The sequence below is a fragment of the Longimicrobium terrae genome (assembly GCF_014202995.1).
In the GTDB taxonomy this organism is placed as follows: Bacteria; Gemmatimonadota; Gemmatimonadetes; order Longimicrobiales; family Longimicrobiaceae; genus Longimicrobium; species Longimicrobium terrae.
Genome location: NZ_JACHIA010000003.1, coordinates 64,180 through 85,701, shown reverse-complemented (window position 1 = coordinate 85,701; position 21,522 = coordinate 64,180). Strand labels below are relative to the sequence as shown.

16 protein-coding genes are annotated in these 21,522 nt (G+C 68.5%); 10 read left to right on the top strand and 6 right to left on the bottom strand.

Features of this window, described 5'->3' with window-relative positions; all coding sequences use genetic code 11:
* Window positions 1–31: 31 nt before the first annotated feature.
* On the bottom strand, window positions 32–469 hold the full coding sequence (locus HNQ61_RS06440) for a hypothetical protein (protein ID WP_170036224.1): 438 nt from the start codon (window positions 467–469) through the stop codon (window positions 32–34).
* A 324-nt stretch (window positions 470–793) separates the two neighbouring features.
* Window positions 794–1,258, bottom strand: coding sequence for a hypothetical protein (locus HNQ61_RS06435; protein WP_170036226.1), 465 nt, complete (start codon window positions 1,256–1,258; stop codon window positions 794–796).
* A 209-nt stretch (window positions 1,259–1,467) separates the two neighbouring features.
* On the opposite strand from HNQ61_RS06435, the gene hisS reads away from it, so the two are divergent.
* From hisS to proS, 4 genes are all read left to right on the top strand, one after another.
* Window positions 1,468–2,757: a histidine--tRNA ligase gene (hisS, locus tag HNQ61_RS06430; RefSeq protein ID WP_170036228.1), complete on the top strand. Its 1,290-nt coding sequence runs from the start codon at window positions 1,468–1,470 to the stop codon at window positions 2,755–2,757.
* 59 nt (window positions 2,758–2,816) lie between these two features.
* Window positions 2,817–3,371 (top strand): Uma2 family endonuclease, encoded by a 555-nt coding sequence (locus HNQ61_RS06425; protein ID WP_170036230.1) that lies wholly within the window; start codon window positions 2,817–2,819, stop codon window positions 3,369–3,371.
* 72 nt (window positions 3,372–3,443) lie between these two features.
* Window positions 3,444–3,992 carry a Uma2 family endonuclease gene (locus tag HNQ61_RS06420; RefSeq protein WP_170036232.1) on the top strand — a complete coding sequence of 183 codons (549 nt, stop codon included), beginning with the start codon at window positions 3,444–3,446 and terminating at the stop codon, window positions 3,990–3,992.
* A gap of 71 nt (window positions 3,993–4,063) precedes the next feature.
* Window positions 4,064–5,557 carry a proline--tRNA ligase gene (gene proS / locus HNQ61_RS06415; protein WP_170036234.1) on the top strand — a complete coding sequence of 498 codons (1,494 nt, stop codon included), beginning with the start codon at window positions 4,064–4,066 and terminating at the stop codon, window positions 5,555–5,557.
* Between the two features lie 721 nt (window positions 5,558–6,278).
* Here proS and HNQ61_RS06410 read toward each other — a convergent pair.
* On the bottom strand, window positions 6,279–7,466 hold the full coding sequence (locus HNQ61_RS06410; RefSeq protein WP_205761781.1) for an acetyltransferase domain-containing protein: 1,188 nt from the start codon (window positions 7,464–7,466) through the stop codon (window positions 6,279–6,281).
* A 375-nt stretch (window positions 7,467–7,841) separates the two neighbouring features.
* On the opposite strand from HNQ61_RS06410, the gene lysA reads away from it, so the two are divergent.
* From lysA to HNQ61_RS06395, 3 genes are all read left to right on the top strand, one after another.
* Entirely contained in the window at window positions 7,842–9,122 is a 1,281-nt protein-coding gene (gene lysA / locus HNQ61_RS06405; protein WP_205761782.1) for a diaminopimelate decarboxylase, read from the top strand.
* A gap of 261 nt (window positions 9,123–9,383) precedes the next feature.
* On the top strand, window positions 9,384–11,333 hold the full coding sequence (locus tag HNQ61_RS06400; protein ID WP_205761785.1) for a M1 family metallopeptidase: 1,950 nt from the start codon (window positions 9,384–9,386) through the stop codon (window positions 11,331–11,333).
* Between the two features lie 473 nt (window positions 11,334–11,806).
* Complete coding sequence (locus tag HNQ61_RS06395; RefSeq protein ID WP_170036242.1) at window positions 11,807–12,301, top strand: protease complex subunit PrcB family protein; 495 nt, start codon at window positions 11,807–11,809, stop codon at window positions 12,299–12,301.
* Between the two features lie 94 nt (window positions 12,302–12,395).
* Here HNQ61_RS06395 and HNQ61_RS06390 read toward each other — a convergent pair whose 3' ends face one another.
* Window positions 12,396–13,724, bottom strand: a complete 1,329-nt coding sequence (locus HNQ61_RS06390; RefSeq protein ID WP_170036243.1) for a putative glycoside hydrolase — start codon at window positions 13,722–13,724, stop codon at window positions 12,396–12,398.
* A gap of 677 nt (window positions 13,725–14,401) precedes the next feature.
* Between HNQ61_RS06390 and guaA the strand changes: the two genes are divergently transcribed.
* The 3 genes from guaA to HNQ61_RS06375 all read left to right on the top strand — a co-directional run bounded on the left by guaA (window position 14,402) and on the right by HNQ61_RS06375 (window position 18,265).
* Window positions 14,402–15,946, top strand: coding sequence for a glutamine-hydrolyzing GMP synthase (gene guaA, locus HNQ61_RS06385; RefSeq protein ID WP_338088086.1), 1,545 nt, complete (start codon window positions 14,402–14,404; stop codon window positions 15,944–15,946).
* Window positions 15,947–16,223: 277 nt separating this feature from the next.
* Window positions 16,224–16,526 (top strand): hypothetical protein, encoded by a 303-nt coding sequence (locus HNQ61_RS06380; protein ID WP_170036247.1) that lies wholly within the window; start codon window positions 16,224–16,226, stop codon window positions 16,524–16,526.
* 329 nt (window positions 16,527–16,855) lie between these two features.
* Window positions 16,856–18,265, top strand: a complete 1,410-nt coding sequence (locus HNQ61_RS06375) for a S8 family peptidase (protein ID WP_170036250.1) — start codon at window positions 16,856–16,858, stop codon at window positions 18,263–18,265.
* 372 nt (window positions 18,266–18,637) lie between these two features.
* On the opposite strand, the gene HNQ61_RS06370 is transcribed toward HNQ61_RS06375, so the two are convergent.
* A complete protein-coding gene (locus tag HNQ61_RS06370; RefSeq protein ID WP_170036252.1) occupies window positions 18,638–20,203 on the bottom strand; it encodes an Ig-like domain-containing protein in 1,566 nt (521 codons plus the stop codon).
* Window positions 20,200–21,501 carry a tetratricopeptide repeat protein gene (locus tag HNQ61_RS06365; protein WP_170036254.1) on the bottom strand — a complete coding sequence of 434 codons (1,302 nt, stop codon included), beginning with the start codon at window positions 21,499–21,501 and terminating at the stop codon, window positions 20,200–20,202. Before HNQ61_RS06365 ends, HNQ61_RS06370 begins: the two co-directional genes overlap by 4 nt.
* Between the last annotated feature and the right edge of the window lie 21 nt (window positions 21,502–21,522).

Sequence of the window (21,522 nt, the reverse complement as noted above, 5' to 3'; positions counted from 1 at the left end):
GATCCCCAGCGGCTCGGCCCCGTGACGGACGTCAGCTGCGGCTCGATGCGGGTTCGACGCGCACGCAGACCCGCTCTTCGCCCGACTGCGGCTCCCAGCGGCCAAGCACAACGGTGAGCGGAACTTCCGTATCCCCGCGCCGCACCATCAACTGTACGGTGTCTCCCGCGAAGCTCGGCTGCGTCGGCGGATCGACGACGAGATCATGGCCGTCCTGCAGGATGATGAGATCGCCACGACGCATGCCGGCCAGCTCTGCCGGCGAGTCCTTGTGCACGTCGGCAACGGTAGGGTAGCTCGGAAACTCCACGGGCTTTCCGCCGGGCCAGACTCCCGTGATGGAAGACGACTCGGTGTTGACTCCCCGGCAACCGCCCGGCCGCGAGCCGCCCGGCGTGGGCCCGGCCGTCTGCGCCACCAGTGCGGCAGGCAGCAGGAGGAGCGCCAACCCCGGCGCGAGGATGGACATGGATGCTCGATGTGGCATGTGCCGTCGGCTTCGGGAGAGTGTTGGGGGGAGGCGTCGTGCCCCCGGGCGGATGATGCGGGAACCAAGCCCGCGCCTGCTAGGATGCAAGCGGAGGCCGTTTGGTTGGAATGACGTGCACCGCAGGCGACGAGCTGGAGCCAATTGGATCACGCAGAGAAGCAGAGAAGCAGAGAAGCAGAGAAAAAGAAGGAAATCAGGTAATCACTTGTTGTTCTCTGCTTCTCTGCTGCTCTGCGTGAGCACTGCTGTTCCTTCCTCCGTGACCTCCGTGCATCCCCCGTGACCTCCGTGTGAAACGGCAGTTCAGCGGCGGAGTTCAGGCGGGAGCGCGGGGAGGATGCCGGTGTGGAGCACGCCCCACAGCCCGACCAGAATCGCTTCCGCCGCGTCGTGGCGCAGCGAGGTGGGACGCGCGGCGCCGGACCAGTCGATCACGCGCCGGGCCAGCGGGTCAGCGTTGGCCTTGGCCGCGGCGCCCGACCGCTGCTCTCGATCCCACAGCAGTTCCCGCCGCCACACGTCCGCCCCGATCCGCCGCACCTGCAGGCCTCGCCGGTCCGCCTCCTTTTCCCAGATGTCCGCCAGCGGTCCGCCGCCCTCCATCACCAGCCACCGCAACTCCGGAAGCGTGTGGAGCAGGCCGTGCACGCCGCGCCGCAACCTCGGCGCCGAGCCGAAGTTCTGCGAACGGTACCAGATCAGGCGCCCGTCCGCGCCGAACAGCGCCAGCCCCGTCCGGAGCCCCAGATCCACGGCAAGCAGTGACATGCGCGCGCTCTGGCGCAAATCGTCTGCCTTCAGGGATCGATCGAAACAAAGATCAGGCCTCACACAGAGTTAACAGAGTCAATAGAGCGGGTTTACTGCTGACTCTGATGACTCTGTGTGATGCTCGCTGTTTCTGTTGATCGGCTCACGTGTGGCGTAAAGGGCAAGCGGTTGCTCAGCGGGGGCGAAACGGGCTAGATTCCCAGCCTATGTCGAACTCGAATTTTCAGGCGCTGCCCGGATTCCGGGACTTCTATCCCGACGACCTCGCCATCCGCTCGCACATCATGGCGACGTGGCGGGACGTGGCGCGCCGCTACGGTTTTCAGGAATACGACGGGCCCCCGCTGGAGCCGCTGGAGCTCTACACGGAGAAGTCCGGGCCCGAGATCGTACAGCAGCTCTACAACTTCACGGACAAGGGCGACCGCGAAGTCGCCATGCGTCCCGAAATGACGCCCACGCTGGCGCGCATGGCTGGCGCACGCGCCAACGGCATGCGCAAGCCCATCAAGTGGTTCGCCGTGCCGCAGCTGTTCCGCTACGAGCGCGCCCAGCGCGGCCGCCTGCGCGAGCACTTTCAGCTGAACCTGGACATTCTGGGCGAGGCGGACGTGTCCGCGGACGCCGAGCTGCTCGCGGCCGCCATCGACATGCTGCGCGCGTTCGGGCTCACGCACGAGGATTTCGTGGCGCGCGTGTCCGATCGCGGGCTGCTGCGCGCGCTGCTGCTGCACGCCGGCACGCCCGAGGATCAGCTCGTCCTCGTATACAACATCGTCGACAAGCTGGAGCGGGAAACGCGCGAGGCCATAGCCAAGCGCTTGCGCGACGAAGCCGGGCTCGCCGCCGACGCGGCGGAGCGGGTGCTGGACATCTTTCGCCACACGGACTTCGACGCGGTGCGCGAGGCGTACGGTGAGACGGAGGGCGTGGGGCCGGAGATCACGCGCGTGGGGCTGCTGTTCACCGCGCTGCGCGACATGGGGCTGGGCGACTACGTGCGCTTCGACCTGTCCATCGTCCGCGGGCTGGCGTACTACACGGGGACGGTGTTCGAGCTGTTCGACACGCGCGGCGAGCTGCGCGCCATCTGCGGCGGCGGGCGGTACGACAACCTGCTCAAGCAGATCGCCGGGGTCGACATGCCCGCGCTGGGCTTCGGCATGGGTGACGTCGTGCTCAAGGAACTGCTGACGGACCGCGGGCTGCTTCCCTCGACGAAGCACGTCGTCGATTACTATCTGATCGTGGGGACGCCCGCCGAGCGCCCGGCCATGCTGGCGCTGGCCCACGCCCTGCGCGACCAGGGGCATGCGGTGGAATACACGCTTCCCGAGGCTGGCCGCAACAAGCAGTTCAAGACCGCGTCCGCGCTGGGCGCCCGGCACACCGTCGTCATCGGCCCGGAAGAGGCCGCGGAAGGCGTGGCGCTGGTGCGCGAGGTGGGAAGCGGGCAGGAGCGCCGCGTTCCGCTGGCCGAAGTCGGCCGACCGTGACGCCCGCGCCGGCACCCTGACCTCCGCCGGCGCGGGCTCGCAGCTGCCTGGAAACGGAGATGAAGTCTGCGCTGGAGCCGGTCACCGCACGCGCGCTCTTGATGATGCCAGAGCACGACAAGCGCCTGGAACTGATTCGCGGCGTCGTGCATCAGCGGCCTCACGCGGTCTGGGCGGTGGGCGCCGCATCGGCGGGTGGGCTCCGCGCCCTGGGCGCATACGTGGAGCCGCGAGGACTGGGGGAAGTGGTCGCGCGCGCCGGATTCTGGGTGGAGCGCGATCCAGACACTGTTCTTGCGCCGAATTTCGCCTTCGTATCGGCCCAGCGACTGCGCGCGCTGGAGGATTGCGGGAGGAATTTCTACTATCCCGGCCCTCCCGACCTCGCGGGTGAAGTTACCTGCAAGGTCGATCAGCCTGAGGAAGCGGAGGCGAGAGTGGCGCGGTGGCTGGCGGCTGGCACCCGGATGGTGCTGCTGATCGATGCCTCTCGCCGGACCGTGGCCGTCCATCGACCCGGCTGCATCCCGCTGCATCTGACGGATGACGACGTGCTGGAGGGCGGAGACGTCGTGCCGGGGTGGACGCTGCCGGTGCGCGACATCTTCGCCTGATCGCGATCCACATACGTCTGGACGACCGGAAGCCGATCCGGATCCCGCTGTTTCGCAGTCCCGAGGTGATCCATGGCCACACAGCTTCGATGGATGACGGCGGACGAACTCCTGGCGATGCCGAATGACGGCACCCGCCGGGAGCTCGTGGACGGGGAGCTTCGCGAGATGAGTCCTGCAGGCGAACGGCACGGGGACGCGGCCCAGAACATCAACCGATCGCTGGACGCGTACGTGCATGCCCGCCGCCTGGGAAGAGTACGCTTTGAAGTCGGGTACGTGCTGGAGAGCGATCCGGACACCGTGCGTTCGCCTGACGTGTCGTTCGTGCAGGCAAGCCGCCTTTCCGCGGGCGGGCCGGTTCCCGGCTACTACCGCGGCGCCCCCGATCTCGCGGTCGAGGTGGTATCGCCCTACGACCGGTACAGCGACATCTGGGCGAAGGTGCGTCAGTATCTCGCCGCGGGAACCCCGATGGTCATCGTGGCGGACCCGGATACGAGGATGGTGTTCGTGTGCCGCCCGGACCATGATCCTGTGAACCTGACCGAAAACGACGTGCTGGAGGGCGGGGACGTGGTGCCGGGGTGGACGCTGCCGGTGCGCGACATCTTTGCCTGATCCTGATCTACTACTGAAAACCACCCGATCCGCCGCCCCGACGGGCGGCGGATCACGCATGGATCAATCTCATGGCCAACGAAAAAGCACTGACCGCCCAGGCCGAGGACTTCAGTGCCTGGTACAATGAACTGGTGCTCAAGGCCGAGCTGGCCGACTACTCGCCGGTGCGCGGGTGCATGGTCATTCGCCCCTACGGCTACCGCCTGTGGGAGCTCATGCGCGACCGCCTGGACCTGCGCTTCAAGGAAACCGGGCACCAGAACGCGTACTTTCCGCTGTTCATCCCCCAGAGCTTTCTGGAGCGCGAGGCCAAGCACGTGGAAGGCTTCGCCAAGGAAGCCGCCATCGTCACGCACACGCGCCTCAAGACCACCGACGACGGCAAGCTGATCCCCGATCCGGAAAGCAAGCTCGAGGAGCCGCTGATCGTTCGCCCCACGTCGGAAACGATCATCTACGAGATGTTCAGCAAGTGGGTGCAGAGCTACCGCGACCTGCCGCTGCTGTACAACCAGTGGGCCAACGTCGTCCGGTGGGAGATGCGCACGCGCCTGTTCCTGCGCACCACCGAGTTCCTGTGGCAGGAGGGGCACACCGCCCACGCCAGCCACGACGAGGCGGAAGAGGAATCGCTGCGCATGCTGGGCGTGTACCGCGAGTTCATGGAAGAGTACCTGGCCATGCCCGTGGTCGTCGGTGAAAAGAGCGAGAGCGAGCGCTTTGCCGGCGCGCTGCGCACGTACACGTGCGAGGCCATGATGGGCGACAACAAGGCGCTGCAGAACGGCACCTCGCACAACCTGGGGCAGAACTTCGCCAGGCAGTTCGAGCTCAAGTTCGCCAGCGAGCAGGGCGGCGAGGAGTACGCCTGGAACACGTCGTGGGGCGTGAGCACGCGCATGATCGGCGGGCTCATCATGACGCACGGCGACGACGCGGGGCTGGTGATGCCGCCGCGCGTCGCGCCCATCCAGGTGGTCATCGTCCCCATCTTCCGCAAGGACGAGGAGCGCGACCTGGTGCTGGGCAAGGCGCGCGAGATCGTGGCCGCGCTTCCCGGCATCCGCACGCACATCGACGACCGCGACAAGCTTACGCCGGGCGCCAAGTTCTTTGAGTGGGAGATGAAGGGCGTTCCCTTCCGCATCGAAGTCGGCCCCAAGGACATCGCCAAGGAGCAGGTGGTGCTCGCGCGGCGCATTCCGGAAGGCGAGCAGCGCAAGGAGTTCCTTCCCGAGGCCGAGGTGATCGCCTCGCTGCCGCAGCGGCTGGAGGACTACCAGACCTTTTTGCTGGAGCGCGCCCGCGCGCGCCGCGAGGCCAACTCGTACCGCGACGTGGCGACGTACGAACGCTTCCGCGAGATCATCGACGGCGACGGCGGGTTTGTCTACGCTGGCTGGTGCGGCTCGGCGGAGTGCGAGGAAAAGGTCAAGGAAGAAACCAAGGCCACCATCCGCTGCCTGCCGTTCGAGGAGTTCCGCTCGCCGAGCGCGCCCTCCGCGTGCCTGGTCTGCGGCCAGTCCGCGGCGCACGAGGCGGTCTGGGCCAAGGCGTACTGATCCGTTTTGATCGATGAAAGAAGGCCGCCCCGGCACGTTGCCGGGGCGGCCTTTTCCTCATCTGGCGGACGAATTTCAGTCTATGGTGGACGAATTGATGCCGGTGCCGCTCAGAGACCGGTGCGGAGCGCCTGCCTCCCTGAGCGAATGAATCCGCCGCTCAAACAGCGGGAACCCCCGACACCAGCTGCTGGCGCGTCCGGTTCGGGGCTTCAACTGCGTGGGATCAGGGGGAACAAGCCGCAGCCGGCCGCCGCGTTGAGGTCTCCCTTTCTCCCGCGGAGCGGGGGAGAGGGCCGGGGAGAGGGGGCCTCTCCGCATCCGCCGACCCTATCCGAAGCACCTCGAAGTGCAGTTTCTCCCCTCTCCGTGCGCAGTTTGCACGGGGAGGGGCCGGGGGAGGGGCCCCCACAGCCCGCAGTCGAACCGATCTCGTCGAACCGCGAACCGTTCTCGTCGCCGGGTTGTGTAGAGCGAATGAATCCGCCGCTCCAACCGCGGGAACCCCCGACACCGACCGCTGGCGCGTCCGGTTCGGGGCTTCAACTGCTTTGGACGCGCGAGGATGTCGTAGCCGCAGCCCGCGAAGGCGGGCTTCGTGTCTTTAGAGGTGCGGTTTCAACCGCCGGACCAATCCTGGTGGACCCGCTTGAACTCTCCGCGCATCGTCGTTCTCGAGCTTCTCCGCCGCAGATGATCGTACGCGACGGAGCTCATCCACCTACAGATAGCTCAGCAGGGGATGGCCGCTGCTCGCCTTGCGCGCGGCGTACCAGCGGCAGAGCGGGTACAGCAGCACAACGACCGTGATCCACAGCAGATAGACGACGGGCAGCGGATTGGCCCACCCCGGCGGCTGCGTGACTGGGAACTGGTCTGGCCGCGCCGATTCGAACATGTAGCGGATGGTGCCGTAGCGCGCGTACGAAAAGAACAGCGCGATCACGTGCAGCAGCAGGATGTGCGCGAGATAGTAGAACATCGGCACTTTGCCGATGATGAACGCGGGGCGCAGGAGCGGCGGCGTCCGCCCATCCATCGCGCGCAGCAGGAGAAGCGCGGGCCCCAGCGTCATCAGCAGAAACAGCAGGGACGGCGGATACTTGGTCAGGTTCAGGAACGAGAGCACCGTGAACCCCGCCGTCCGCTGCGCCGACCAGGGCACCGGATCGCCGTAGATGTTGATCAGCCGCAGCACAATGAACGACGCGGTGAGCGCGACCCCCATCCGCAGAAGCAGTGTCCGCCGCCGCTCGGCGTCCAGCCGGAAGATGGCTCCCAGGCTGTAGCCCGCGGCCATGACGCCGATCCACGGAATGAGCGGATAGGCGAGGATCACGATGCGGCCCGGCGCGGCGTAGAGCACGCCCGGGCTGTGCAGCACGTTCCACAGCGGCGCGAGGCTGCCGAACGACGCGGCCTGAACCGGGTCGGCCAGGTTGTGCAGCAGGATCATCGCGCATCCCACGGTTCCGGCCACCCATGTCGGGAAGTGCACCAGCAGCGCCAGCGCCACCATCGACCAGCCGAGCGCCCACAGCACCGTGATGATGGTGACCTGATAGTCGGCGTTGAACTGCCACAGAAAGCGCGCGATCGTCAGTTCCAGCAGCACCAGCCACAGACCGCGCGTGAGCAGAAACCTGGACAGCTGCGGCGTCGTCCGTCGTCCGCGCGCCAGGTACGCGCCCGTGCCGGTGAGCAGGCAGAAGACCGGGGCGCAGAAGTGCGTGATCCACCGCGTCATGAACAGCGGCGCGGTGGTGGTCGCCAGGTCGGTGGGATTGATGGACGCGCCGCCAAAGAAGTCACGCGTGTGGTCCAGCGCCATCAGGATCATGATCACCCCGCGAACCACGTCCACCGATTCCACCCGCGCGCGAGCCGGACGGTCTGATGCTGGGGCCATCGTCATTCAGTGGAGGAAGAGGTGTGGCGGGGCGCCGCTCGTCCGTCCGGGGCGGACGGATGAATTGCGGCGACAACTCGAAGGTAGCGCGCCCTCCTCTGCCGCGCCAATTCCTTCGGAGAGCGTCGCCGGTGGCGATTCGGGGAGGATGCCGATGAGGAGCGTTTCCTTCCACGCGCTCTCGTTTCCTGCCAGATGACAGACGGAACTCGCGCCCGGCCGCGAGGCGTGTACATCGATCCTGACTGGCGCGGCGGGGGATTGGGGCTGTACGCGCCGCCGCGGGTTGCGTACACTGGTACCGAGCCGCCGCTGCCATGGAGTGGGGCAGGCGGGCGCGGGTGTACTGACGCTGCGTTCTACGGGAGGCGATGGGTGCTGCAGGAGACTGGGATTCCGCCGCTGGCCGCGCAGGCCTTTCCGCGATCCGGCGGGCTGCTGAGCTGTGAACAGGTTCCGCTCACGGATCTGGTAAGCCGGTGGGGCACGCCGCTGTACGTGTACAGCGCGGGCGCCATCCGCGAGCGGTTCGCGGAACTGGACGGGGCGCTGGCGCCGGTGCCGCACCTGATCGCGTATTCGGTCAAGGCGAACGGCAACCTGGGCGTGCTGCGCACCCTTGCCGCCATGGGCGCGGGCGCCGACATCGTCAGCGGCGGCGAGCTTCACCGCGCGCTGATGGCCGGCATTCCCGCGGACCGCATCATGTTCAGCGGGGTGGGCAAGACGGTGCACGAACTGGCCGCCGGCCTCAACGCCGGGATCAAGGCGTTCAACGTGGAAAGCGAGGGCGAGCTGTGCGCCCTCAGCGACCTCGCGTGCGCCATGGGAATGCGCGCGCCCGTGGCCCTGCGCGTAAATCCCGACATCGACACGCCCACGCCGCACGCCTACACCCGCACCGGCCACGCGGCGACCAAGTTCGGCATCGCGGCGGCCCGGGCGCGCTCGCTGTACAACATCGCCGCCAAGATGCCCGGCATCCGCGTGCGCGGCATCGACGTGCACATCGGCTCGCAGATTCTGGAAGTGGGCCCGTTCCGGCAGGCGCTGGAGTACGTGCTGGACCTTGCCTACCACCTGCGGCAGTCGGAGGTGGAGCTGGAGTTCCTGGACCTGGGCGGCGGGCTGGGGATCAGCTATGAGGGCGGCGACCGCATCTCCGCGGCGGACTGGGCGGCGGAGATCGTTCCGGCCGTGGCGGAAACGGGCTTGCAGCTCGTCGTGGAGCCCGGCCGCTTTCTGGTCGGCGAGGCGGGGGCGCTGCTCACCCGCGTGCTGTACGTCAAGGAAGGCGGCGGAAAGCGCTTCGTCATCACCGACGCGGGGATGAACGACCTCATCCGCCCCAGCCACTACTCCGGCTGGCACGCGGTGGAGCCGGTGGAAGCCGCCGGCCGCGAGCGCGGGCGGGTGGACGTGGTGGGCCCCATCTGCGAAACCGGCGACTTTCTGGCGCTGGACCGGGAGATGGAAGTGCCCCGGCCCGGCGAACTGCTGGCCATCATGACCGTGGGCGCGTACGGGTTTTCGATGAGCAGCCAGTACAACCAGCGCACGCGCCCGGCGGAGGTGCTGGTGGACGGCAAGGAGGCCACGCTCGTGCGCCGGCGCGAAACGCTGGACGACCTAGTCGCGGCGGAAATCGGGCTGTAGAGGGCAGGCTTCCGCCCCACGATCGTCCGAATCCGCACCGATCGCGATCAGAAGACGACAGGAGGCGCCACGCGGAAGCAGTCCGCGTGGCGCCTCTTTTTCGGTCACGCGCCGCCGTGGACCGGGAGATGCAGCTACTCTGGACCGGCTCGCGGTCCGGAGTGGATTTTCTGCAACTCGGGAGGCGGGTCAGGGTATGCACCTGCGCGCGATCGGCGAGATCGCGCGTACGTTTTCTGGGACTCCGTCTCTGGTTGCAAGATGCAGAAAATCTATCGTTCGATGGCTGTGGCCGTCGCGCTGGCCGGTGTGGCCGGCGGCGCGCAGGCCCAGCAGACCGCGGGCATGCGCCCGGGCGTTTCCGACACCTCGCTGTTCGCGCCGCTGCAGCTGTGGCCCTCGCCCAGCGCCGTGCGCCTGGGCTCCGGCGCGCCCGGCCGCGCGTACTGGCAGAACCGCGCGGACTACAACATCACCGCCCAGCTGGACACCGCCCGCAAGCAGCTTCGCGGCGAGCTGCGCATGCGGTACAAGAACAACTCGCCCGACACGCTCCACTTCGTGTGGATGCACCTGGAGCAGAACGCGTTCAAGAGCAACTCGCTCAACTCGTACTACTACCCGCAGGGCTCCCGCTTCGGCGCGCGCGGCTTTGAGGGCGGCGACGTCATCGACCGGCTGAACCAGGTGGTGGGCACCCGCACCGTTCCGCTGCGTTCGCGCGTGAACGAGACGGTGATGAAGGTGGATCTGGCCGAGCCGCTGGCGCCCGGCGGCACGGCGACGTTCGACATCGCGTGGAACTTCCTGATCCCCGAGCACGGCGCCGACCGCATGGGCCGCGAAGGCTCGCTGTACGAGCTGGCGCAGTGGTACCCCCGCGTGGCCGTGTACGACGACGTGCGCGGATGGAACACCGAGCCGTACCTGGGACAGGGCGAGTTCTACACGGAGTTCGGCGACTACGACTTCGCCGTCACCCTTCCCGCCGGTTACATCGTGGCGGGGACGGGAATGCTGCAGAACGCGCAGGAGGTGCTGACTTCGGCGCAGCGCGAGCGGCTTACGCGCGCCGCGCGCTCCGCCACGCCCGTGCGCATCGTGACGGCTGAGGAACTGCGCAGCGGCGCCGCCCGCCCGCGCAGCACGGGGACCATGACGTGGCGCTTCCGCGCGCAGAACGTGCGCGACGTGGCGTGGGCCGCGTCTCCCGAGTACCAGTGGGACGCCAGCGGGTGGGAAGGCATCCTCGCGATGGCGTACTATCGCCCCAGCGCGGCGGCCAACTGGCAGGACGCGGCGGACCAGTCGCGCATGTCCATCCAGGAATACTCCGAGCGCTGGTTCCGCTACCCGTGGCCGCAGATCAGCGCGGTGGAAGGGCCCATCAGCGGCATGGAGTATCCCATGCTGGCGATGGAGAACCGCAGCGAGGACGTGTACGACCTGTACAACGTCGTCACCCACGAAATCGGCCACAACTGGTTCCCGATGATCGTGGACAGCAACGAGCGCGTGCACATGTGGCAGGATGAGGGCTTCAACACCTTCATCAACACCTTTGCCGAGGCGCGCCGCTACCCGGATCGCGGCGACCAGATGGCGCGCGCCGCGCAGGAGCGCCGCATCGTGGAGCGCTCGCTGGCCAGCCCCACCGCGGTTCCGGTGGAAACGCCGCCGGACCGCATTCCGCCCGCCGCGCTGGGGATTACGGCGTACTACAAGCCGTCGGTGGGCCTGCAGATGCTGCGGCAGGAGATTCTTGGGCCGGAGGCGTTTGACGACGCGTTCCGCACCTACATCCGCCGCTGGGCCTTCAAGCACCCCACTCCGGCGGACTTCTTCCGGACGATGGAAGACGTGGGCGGGCGGCGGCTGGACTGGTTCTGGCGCGAATGGTTCCTGGAGAACACCTCGTTCGACCAGGCGGTGGGCCGCGTGCAGGCGCGGTCGGCGGAAGGCGGCCAGCAGGTGACCGTCACGTTCGCCAACCGCCAGCGTGGGGTGCTGCCGGTGCGTGCCCGCTTCACCTTTTCGGACGGGACCACGCAGAACTTCGACTACCCGGCCGAGGTCTGGGGCACCAACCAGCGCGAGTACAGCCGCCAGTACCAGTTCGCGGGCAAGACGCTCACGCGCGTGGAACTAGATCCGGAAGGTCGCCTGGTGGACGTGGACCGCGCCAACAACGTGTGGACCGCGGGATCGTAAGCGGCCGCATGCGGATGATCATCTCCGGCGCGTGATGGGATCGCGCCGGGGGTGGGTGAAGGGCAGGGATGAGCGAGGCGCGGGGACCGGATCGGTCTCCGCGCCTCGCTGGTTTCCGGTGGATGGGCTGGATGGGCTGGCCGGTGCTGGGGCGACTGAAGTCGCGGCAACAACGGCGCGAAGTCCGCCTGCGCGGACTGTGGGGGCAATCCCGGGTGTGGCGGCGAGGGTTCGCCCGTCCGCCCATCCAGGAGCGAATGAATTCGCCGCTGGACAAGCACGAAGTCCGCCTGCGCGGACTGCGGCGGCGGGTGTGGCGCGGAACCATAGTTGGCGGGGGCGGCGGATTCTGAAATGGACCTGCGGGGATTGTCGGCGGTACTGATCAGCCCGCGGCGATGTCACAGGCGCCGCGCCTGGATCGTCGTTGTGCGTCGGTGATCCATACGCCACACCCTTTCCGTGATCCGCCCATGAGAACGCTCCGCGTCGCCGCCTCGGCCGCCATGCTGCTCGCCGCCGCGTGCGGCGACAACCCCAGCTCCCCGCCCGCCGCCAACAAGCTCCCGGCCGGCGAGGTCGTCGCCCTGACGCCGCTGACCGGATTCTCGCCCCACTACTCGGCGTTCGACAAACCCGCGCGCGTGGTGGTGACCAGCGACACGATATGGGCCAGGATCGCGGGGGAGCTGTTCACGCAGGGCGCCGCGCGTCCCGCGATCGACTTTTCGCGCGAGATCGTTCTGTTTGCCGCGATGGGGACGCGCTCCTCGGGCGGCTTCCGGATCGAGATCGAGCGCGCCGTGCGTACGGACGGGGCCGTGGTCGCGGAAGTGGTGGAAACGTCGCCCGGCGGCAACTGCATCAGCACACAGGCCCTGACCCGACCCGTGTACGCGGTGCGCATGGCCCGCCCGGACGCCTCCGTCAGCTTCGTCGAGCGCAAGGTCGTCCACGAGTGCAGCTGATCCGCGGGGCCGTTCATCGACCGAAATGAAAACGCCACCCGGGCAGCGGCCCGGGTGGCGTTCTTTTCATCGATTTGATGTCCCGATCAGCGCGTCAGGGCGCGGCGGCGACGGGCGACGCCTTTGCCGCCATCGCGGTGCGGATGGCGGCGGCGCCCTCGGCGTCCATGCGGTCCACCTGCGCCGCGAGCGACGCGGGCATGGGAATGCGCTTGCTCTCGGGCGCGGTCTCGTGCGCAAAGGCGCCGGCGATCTGCGAATAGTTGCTGGACGGATGCCAGAAGATCCAGTCCTCCAGGCCCAGGTCGTACAGCGCCTGGATCTGCGCGCGGGCCTGCTCGGCGCGGTACGGGTAGCCCCGGTCGTTCCACGTGGCCGTAAACGCCTGCAGCCACGGAACGATGCGCGCCGGCTCCATTCCCGCCGCCGCCATCCGCTCGTTGCGGATCACGCCCATCCCCACCGAGTGCTGGATGGTCTGGTACGGCATGCGGTTGGGACGGGTGATGCCCGGCAGGTGCGTGGGAAAGTAGTGCGACGGATACACCATCGGCAGCACGCCGTCCACCTCGGCCGCGATGCGCTCCCACTGCTGCCCGATCCCCACATCCCTGGACTCGTTCATCGACAGGCCGAACACGTCGGCCGTGATGGTGGCGCCCAGGGGATGGATGCGCGCCCGCGCCGCCGCAAGGAAGCCGCTGATGGCATCGGCCCGCGTACCGCCGGAATCCGCCGCCGGGTGCACCTGCGTGGGCAGGTTGCTGTACGCCTCGGGAAAGCGCACGTAATCGAACTGGATCTCACGGAACCCGGCGCGCACCGCTTCTTCGGCGATGGCGATGTTCATCTCCCACACGTCGCGGTTCCACGGGCTCACCCAGGTAAGCCCCTGCCGGTCGCGCCAGGGGCTTCCGTCCGGGGCGTGGATGGACCATGCGGGACGCGCGCGGGACAGCCGCGGGTCCTTGAACACCACGATGCGGGCGATGGGGTAGATGCCGTGCGCCGTGAGCGAGTCCGCGATCCCCTTGAGGTCGTGGATGGGGATGCTCTTGGGGTGCGTGGCTTCCATGGCCATGGGAAGCTCGCTCCGGTAGCGCACGCCGTCCTCGTCCTTGACGTCCACCACGAAGGTGTTGATCTCCGTGGTGTCGGCCAGGGCCAGCAGGTCGCGCCGGCGCACCGGGCTGCCGATGGCGTACGCATCCACGTAGATGCCGCGGATGATGGCCGGCGCGCGGTCGCGCGGGCGGGGCGCCGCCTGGGGCTGCTGGCCTGCCGCGGCGGCGGCCGGTGTTTCGGCGGACAATCGATTCGCCAGGCTGAACTCCCGCCGGGCTTGCCGTTCCAGGTCTTGGCAGCCCGCAAAAGCGAGCGGCAGGAAGGCGAGCGCGAGAGCGCGGCGACCCACGGACTGCATGATGGTACCACTGAGCAGAACGGCGACGGCTGCGTGCGGAGAGCACGCGGCATCCGGTGTGGCGGGGCCAATCGTACGGCTGGTTCCGAAGCCGCAGTGAATTCGCGTCTTCGGAGACAAACATATGATGCTGGACCACGGTTGGAAATGCTCCGCAGAAAGAATGCCGCAATCGGTGTATTCTGGACGGACAGAGCGGGGCAGTATTGCGTGATCAGGCGGGCCCGGAAAATTCGATCACGAAAATCCTATTGCATCCCTCAGGTGTTTCGGAATCCGCATCAGCATGGGCGAGAATGCGCGTAGTGCGTTCAAGTCGTGCCGTTCCAGCGGGCACGCGCCGGAATTCCCTCGCGGCGCTCCGTGCCGCTACCGCGCCCGGGCCGTGGTGTGACGAAAGGTAGATCCTTCCGCCCGCGAAGCGCGGCGCGCGTGCAGGTCCGGTGCGCCCGGGCCTCAGGATGACATGGTGTGGCGGCGGTGAGCGGATCCAGCGCGGCAGCTCGCGGACCGGCCGCGTATCCCCTCGCACATCGGCGGCGCGGAGCCTACATTGCGGCTTCTCCACCGACCCTCGCAAACGGGACACGGCGGAGACCTCTGGCGCGGCATCCCGGACCAACGGCTTACGATCAGGCGCCTGCCCCGAGCACGGCGCCCTTTTCCCACAAGGACACGTGGACGCAAACCGCATCCTGATCATCGATTACGGCTCGCAGTTCACCCAGCTCATCGCGCGGCGGATCCGCGAGGAGCGGGTCTACTGCGAAATCCATCCGCCCACACGGTCGCTGGAGTGGATTCGCGAGTGGGCGCCCAAGGGAATCGTGCTTTCCGGCGGCCCGTCGTCCGTCTACGGCGAAGACGTGCCCACCGCCGATCCACAGCTGCTGCACATGGGCATTCCCGTGCTGGGCGTGTGCTACGGCATGCAGCTCATCACCCACCTGGAGGGCGGCGTGGTGGAGCGCGGGCGGCGCGAGTACGGCCGCGCGCACGTGACGGTGGAAGAGGGAACGGGGATTTTTGACGGGTTCCCCGCGGGCGAGCGCACGCAGGTGTGGATGAGCCACGGCGACCACGTGGTTCAGCCGCCGCCGGGATACCGCCTGCTCGCCAGCACCGAAGGGCTGCCGTGGGCCGCCTTTGCCGCCAACGACCGTCCCATCTACGGCGTGCAGTTTCACCTGGAGGTCGCGCACACCACCCGCGGGGCCGACATGATCGGCAACTTCGTGTTCCGCGTCTGCGGCTGCGAACCCACGTGGACGGCGGGCAGCTACATCGAGAACGAGATCGCCAAGATCCGCTCCACGGTAGGCGACGCGCAGGTGATCTGCGGATTGAGCGGCGGCGTGGACTCGTCCGTGGCGGCGTCCCTGGTCCACCGCGCCATCGGCGAGCAGCTGACGTGCATCTTCGTGGATACGGGGCTGCTGCGCGCGGGCGAGCGCGAGAGCGTGGAGCGGACCTTCCGCGCGCACATGGGGATCAAGCTGGAGGTGGTGGACGCCTCCGACCTGTTCCTGGACCGGCTGGCCGGCGTGGAGGATCCCGAGGCCAAGCGCAAGATCATCGGCCACACGTTCATCGACGTGTTCGAGGACGCATCGGCGCGGCTGGGCGGCGACGCGCAGTTCCTCGTCCAGGGCACGCTGTATCCGGACGTGATTGAGTCGCTGTCGGTAAAGGGACCGTCCGCCACCATCAAGACGCACCACAACGTGGGCGGATTGAAGGAGGACATGAAGTTTGCGCTCATCGAACCGCTGCGCGAGCTGTTCAAGGACGAGGTGCGGCAGGTGGGGCGCGAGCTGGGCCTGCCGGAGGAGATGGTGGGCCGCCATCCGTTCCCCGGCCCCGGGCTGGCGATCCGCGTCCTGGGCGCGGTGGACCGGCGCGAGCTTGAGGTGCTGCGCCAGGCGGACACCATCTACCTGGAAGAAATCCGCAGCGCGGGGCTGTACGACGACATCTGGCAGGCGTTCGCCGTCCTGCTCCCCGTGCGCAGCGTGGGCGTGATGGGAGATGAGCGGACGTACGAAAATGTGTGCGCCCTGCGCGCCGTCACCAGCCGCGACGGGATGACGGCGGACTGGTATCCGTTTCCGCACGACGTTCTTGCGCGTATCAGCACGCGGATCATCAACGAGGTGGCGGGGATCAACCGCGTGTGCTACGACATCAGCTCCAAGCCGCCCGCCACCATCGAGTGGGAGTAATTCTCCGCGCCGATGTCGAGAAAGGGGAGCCGCCGGCTCCCCTTTTTTGCGCCTCGTACGGATGCGTCTGTTGGATCGTTGTGCCGGCCGATGGCGTACACCACCGGTCGGGGGCGGAATCGACCGCCGCTGCCACGCCAGCTTTTGACGGAGAAACGAGATGCGAGTTGCTACAACCGGCCTTTTGGCCGCCTTTTTGGTCGCGGTTGGGTGCAGTCCCGCCCCGCGCACCAGCCCCGAACCGGCTTCTCCCGGCGAGAACGCCCAGATGTGCACGATGCAGTACGTGTATGGACTCACGGTCCACGTGCGGTCAGCCGGCCAAGCCGCTCCGGCCGCGCTGACGGTCATTGCGAGCGAGGGCGCCTGGGCCGATACGCTGAAGCCGCAGGAAGGGAGTGACAGCCCGGGCGGCAGCAACCCGGCCAGCTTTGTCGGTGTGGGCGAACGCGCCGGCACCTACACCGTTACGGCAACAGCGCCCGGCCATCGCCCCGCGTCCCGGTCCGGGGTCGTGATCACCCATGATGGCTGCCACGTCCGGCCCGTCAGCCTGACGCTTCAACTGGAGCGGCAGTAGCGCCGCCCACTCCGATTGCGCCGCCTCATTCTGGTGCGGTGCGCCGCCTCATTCCGGGGCGGAAGTCACGGAAAAGTACACGGTGTACTGCTCGCGAACCGGGGCGGTTCGCATCGATGGTGGATCGCCCTAACTCCTGATTCAGCAAGCGGGTACGCGGATTTTTCGGGTGCGCGGAAGAGGATCGCGGGTGTCCGGTGGATGGCGGGAAACAGATGGTTTGCGCGTGTCACCCTTCTTGCCTTCACCGGGTCTCTACCCGACGGAAAATTCCGTTCTGGCGAGCCCGCGACCGCGGGCCGCCGATCCATCCCTACGTGAGGGCCCGCATGCGGAACCGTACCATCTCCCGCTCCATCATGGCGGCCGGCCTGGCCGCGCTCGCCGCCTGCTCCGACCAGTCCACCCCCACCGCCGCCCCGGACGCCGGCGCCGCCCAGGCCCGCGGCGCCGACCCCATTCCCACGCGCCAGCAGGAGCGCGGCGGCACGCTCATCGAGCGCAGCGACGCCGAACTGTGGAACTTCGTGCAGGCGGGCGGCGGAACCGCGGTCGTCGGCATCAAGAAGCCCGGCTCCTCGCGCGGCACGTACCGCGGCAAGGTGCTGGTGGACGGGGCCAACTGGACGCAGGGGCGCAACGCCATCCTGGCCCAGCGCGGCGTGACGCTGGTGAAGACCGACGACCTGCTTCCCACGGTGGAAGTGCGTCTGGCGGACCAGGCGGCGCTTTCGGCCATCCGCAAGCTGCCGATGGTGGACTACGTGGAGCCGGTGATGATCCAGGGCGACCTGCACGCCTTTGCCGGCGTGGGCGGCTGCGACTGGGGCAGCACGTGGACGGGCGACCGCCAGTACACCACGACCAGCGACGTGTATTCGCAGAAGTTCACGGCCATGGGCATTCCGGCCGCGTGGAACTACAGCACCGGCGCGGGCGTCACCATCGGCCTGATCGACACGGGCATCTCGTCGGGGCAGGGGCAGTTCACCAGCACCTTTGCCTCCGGCAGCAGCACCGGGCGCACCATGCGCTTCCTGAAGGTGCCGTCGCAGGCCAGCGTGTACGACGAGTGCGGCCATGGAACGCGCATGGCCGGCATCATCGCCGCGCCGTGGGACGGCGGCAACGTGGGCGGCATTGCCTACCGCGCCAACCTGATCAGCGTGCGCCAGGCCAGCGGCGTGGCGGCGGTCAGCAGCAGCGACGCCAAGGAGAGCGTGCGGCTGGCGGTGAGCAGCGGCGCCCGCGTGATCGTGATGGCGTGGGAAAGCCTGAACTGGTGGTGGCAGGTGTCCGATGAGATCGAGTACTGGCACTACAACACGCCCACGCTGTTCCTGGGCGCGGCGGGCACCAGCGGCTGCGGCGACGGCATTCTGGACAGCAATGTGGTGTTCCCCGCCGACATGCCCGAGGTGATGGCGGTGACGGGGATCACGTACCCGGGCGGCGGCGTGCCCTGCGGCATTCACCGCGGCTCGGACGTAGAAGTCACGGCGTACCTGGATGTGCCCAGCACCGGCCGGTACACGGCCGACGTGGTGGGAATGGGCGGCAGCAGCAACGCCACGGCGGTGGTGGGATCGGTGGCCGCGCTGGTGTGGTCGCGCAACCCGTCGCTGACGCGCGACCAGGTGCGCGCCCGGCTGCAGCAGACCGCGGCCAACTATCCCAACCGCCACAGCGAGCAGGGATACGGCCTGATCAACGCTTCGCGCGCGGTGCTCGGCAACTGATCGCCTCCACGGCGGCCCCCACCCGGGCCGGCACCACCGGCCCACCCTCCCCCAAAAAAGACTGGGGGAGGGTTGGGCGGGGCGGAAAGTTCAGTGCGGGACGGCGGACGTGAAGCCGGCTGGGAGGGTCCTGAGCGATCGAATTTGCCGGTCCAACAGCGGGAAGCCCCGAACGACGCCCACAGGCGCCGTTCGGGGCTTCTTAATCTGCATGGGTCAGCGACGGTGTTGCCCGGCGAGTCATGCCCTTGGAGTGCTTCTCCCCGGATCAGCGGACCGGCGATGCGCATCTCCACACTCCCGAGTGCGCCGATCCGGTGCGATCCCTCTCCGGGCAGGTCCGCGTTCCGGGGCGGACCTGCCCGGCGTTCCTCACGGCTGCACGTTGACCGTGATCATCTTGAGGACGTTGTAGTAGACCCCGTGCGCGTCGGTCCACGAGACATAGATGTGCACAGTGGCCGGGCCGGCCGGAAGGGGCACAACCACGTCCACCTCCGTGCGCCCGCGTGCGCTCGGAAGATAGGTGGCCGCATCGGTAGACACCCTGGAGTACAGGTCGGCGCAGAGTTCCGGTCTCCGCCCCGCATACGACGAGCAGGTCGCGCGGATCCGGATGCTTCCCTTGGCCGACACGGTGTTGGAACCGGGCTCCAGGATGGTGACCACCGGGTTGGCATCGTTCACCACCGTGAAGGTGAGCACACGCGTGTTGCCCGCGGCGTCCTGCGCCGTGATGTTGCCCTCCAGCGTTCCTCCCGGGGCATCGGACAGCATCACGCTGCCGACCCATTTGCCTTCGGCGGCGTTGAAGGTCATTGGCGCGGAGCGGCCGTAAATCGTGACCTGTGCGCTGGTGATGGCTCCGGCCGACGAAACGATTCGCGCCGTGGCGCCCCCGTTGGGGTTGAAGCTCCCGCGGGAGCCGCCCGCCGACAGGTCGGTGATCAGGATGGGCCCGTCCACCTGCGTAAGCGTCTGTACCTGCGCGTTGCCCGCGCGTGCCGTGACCGTGAAGTTGGTCTGCGCGGTTCCCACGGCGAGTGTGGCCCGCGCGGTACCGTCGCTGGCCGTGCGGGCGGAGACGGGCGTCAGGGTGCCCCCCGCTCCGGTCAGCGTCCACTCCACGAGCGTGTTGGGAATCAGCTGCGCCATGGAATCGCGCACCGCCACCGCGAACTCCGCGGACCCGTTCACCGGCACGACGGCGGGCGCGGCGACAAAGGCAATGGTGACGGGCAGCCGCAGCCGCGCGCTGAACTCGACGGGAGGCAGCGAGCCCGCCTGGCCGCGCAAGGTCTGAACGCCCGGCACGTTGCCCAGCCGCCACTCAACCACTGCGAACCCGCTCGCGCCGGTCTGGGTGGACGGCGCGGCGACGGTTCCTCCGCCGGAGGTCACGCTCCAGTTCACGGTGACGCCGGAGAGCGGGTTGCCGTACCTGTCGGTTACCTTGACCCCGATGTTCGGCACGGGAGTGTCCGGAACCGCGTCAAAGGTGCCGCTGATCACCCCGCTTGCCTGCGCCGGCGCGTCCGGCACCGCCACCGCGCGGAACTCGCCGAAGACCAGCGCAGCACCGGTCTCCGCGTTCACGGCGCGCGCCTCCACACGCTGGGTGTGGGCGGCGACGGGGCCCAGCGTCCACCGCTCGCGCGCCTCGCCGTCGCTGTTGGTCAGTGCACTCCCGGCGAACACCGAGCCCCCGCCCGCGGTGACAACGAAATTCACCAGCTGGTTGCGGACCGGCCGGTCCTTGTCGTCCAGCACGCGGACGACGAGCGGGGCCGGGAGCTCCTGCCCCACGGTGCCGGTCTGCAGATCGCCGGAAACCAGCACCAGGCGCGCGGGGCGCTGGCCCCCGATCACCACTTCGCCGTTGCATCCCGCCACGAGCAATCCCAAGAGGAGCGCCGACACGCTCGCGATCAACTTCATACCGTCTGCTCCCGTTTGTTGTCGTCGAGCGCGGCGCCCATGCGCCCTAGCTCTTTCGCCACTTCATCCGCCTCCATCCACGCGCCCAGCTCCGTGTACAGCCGGTGCGCCTCCCGCAGCCGGGCCACCGCGGTCTCCGGCTCGCCCCGCCGTGCTTCGAACATCCCGTACTGATGCTGTGTCGCGGCCGCCTCGAAAGCGGGCAGCCCATGATCGCGGCACACCTCCAGCGCCTGTTCGTAGAACAGGAACGCCTCGGCGCCGTCGACCTCCGCGGCGGCTCCCAGCGCCCGGTACACGTCGGGGAGCTTGATCACCGCGCGGGAGTGGATGGCCAGCGCCTCGGCGTCCTTCGCGACGGCGAACGCCTCGCGGGCGCGGCCCTGCCGCAGCAGGGGCTCGGAAAGACCCACCATCACCGCCACGCGGAGAACGGGGTCCAGTTCCCGCCCCAGCGCCCGGCGAAAGGCGGATTCGGCCTCACCCTCCGCGCCGTGCGTCAGGTGCAGGCGCCCCCAGGCGTGATCCACCGCCCCCAGCACTCCGTCACCGAGGCCGGCGCCGCTCTCCTCCGCGCGCGCCAGCCACTCCGCCGCGGCATCCAGATCGCCCAGGCGGCGCTCTACCACGGAAAGGCCCAGGCACAGGTGCACGTACTCCAGCGTGGGCCGGCGTGCCGGGCAGTGCTCCACGCCGCGAAGGTACCACCCGCGGGCCTCGCTCCACCGGCTCTGGTCCACGTGCACGTTTCCCAGCCCCTGGCACGCCACCACGGCGCCCAGGTCATCACGCTGGGCCATGGATACTTCGTAGCCGTCCGCGTACCGCCTGGCCGACACTTCCCACTGGCCCAGTGCCCGGGCAACGCGCCCCAGCCGGCGGAGCGCGAGTCCCTCCGCGCTGCGGTCGCGCGGCTTGCGGCCGGCCTCCAGCGCGCGCTCGTAGAACCGCTGCGCTTCGTGCAGCCGGCGCTCGCCCTCTTCCACCTCGCCGGCCGCCACCAGGTGCCGCGCCACTTCGGCCGCTTCTCCGCGTTCCAGCGCGGCCAGGGCGCGAAGCGTGTGGCGCATCACCTGATCCACGCGGCGCCGAACCCGGTCCGCGAGCGCGTCGATCCGGAGCTCCAGCGCGGCCGGGTCCAGAGTGCGCAGGTCGAGCGTCAGGTACTCCCCCGCCGAGCCCCACTGCGGCGCGTCCGCACGCGACTCGGACAGCAGAGCCTCGCGCAGGTGCGTCAGGTCGTCCGTTTCAGGGATGGCCTTGAGCGCGGCACCGATCCTCAGGGCTCGCTGCGTCACGCGCGGTTGATGGATGAGAGG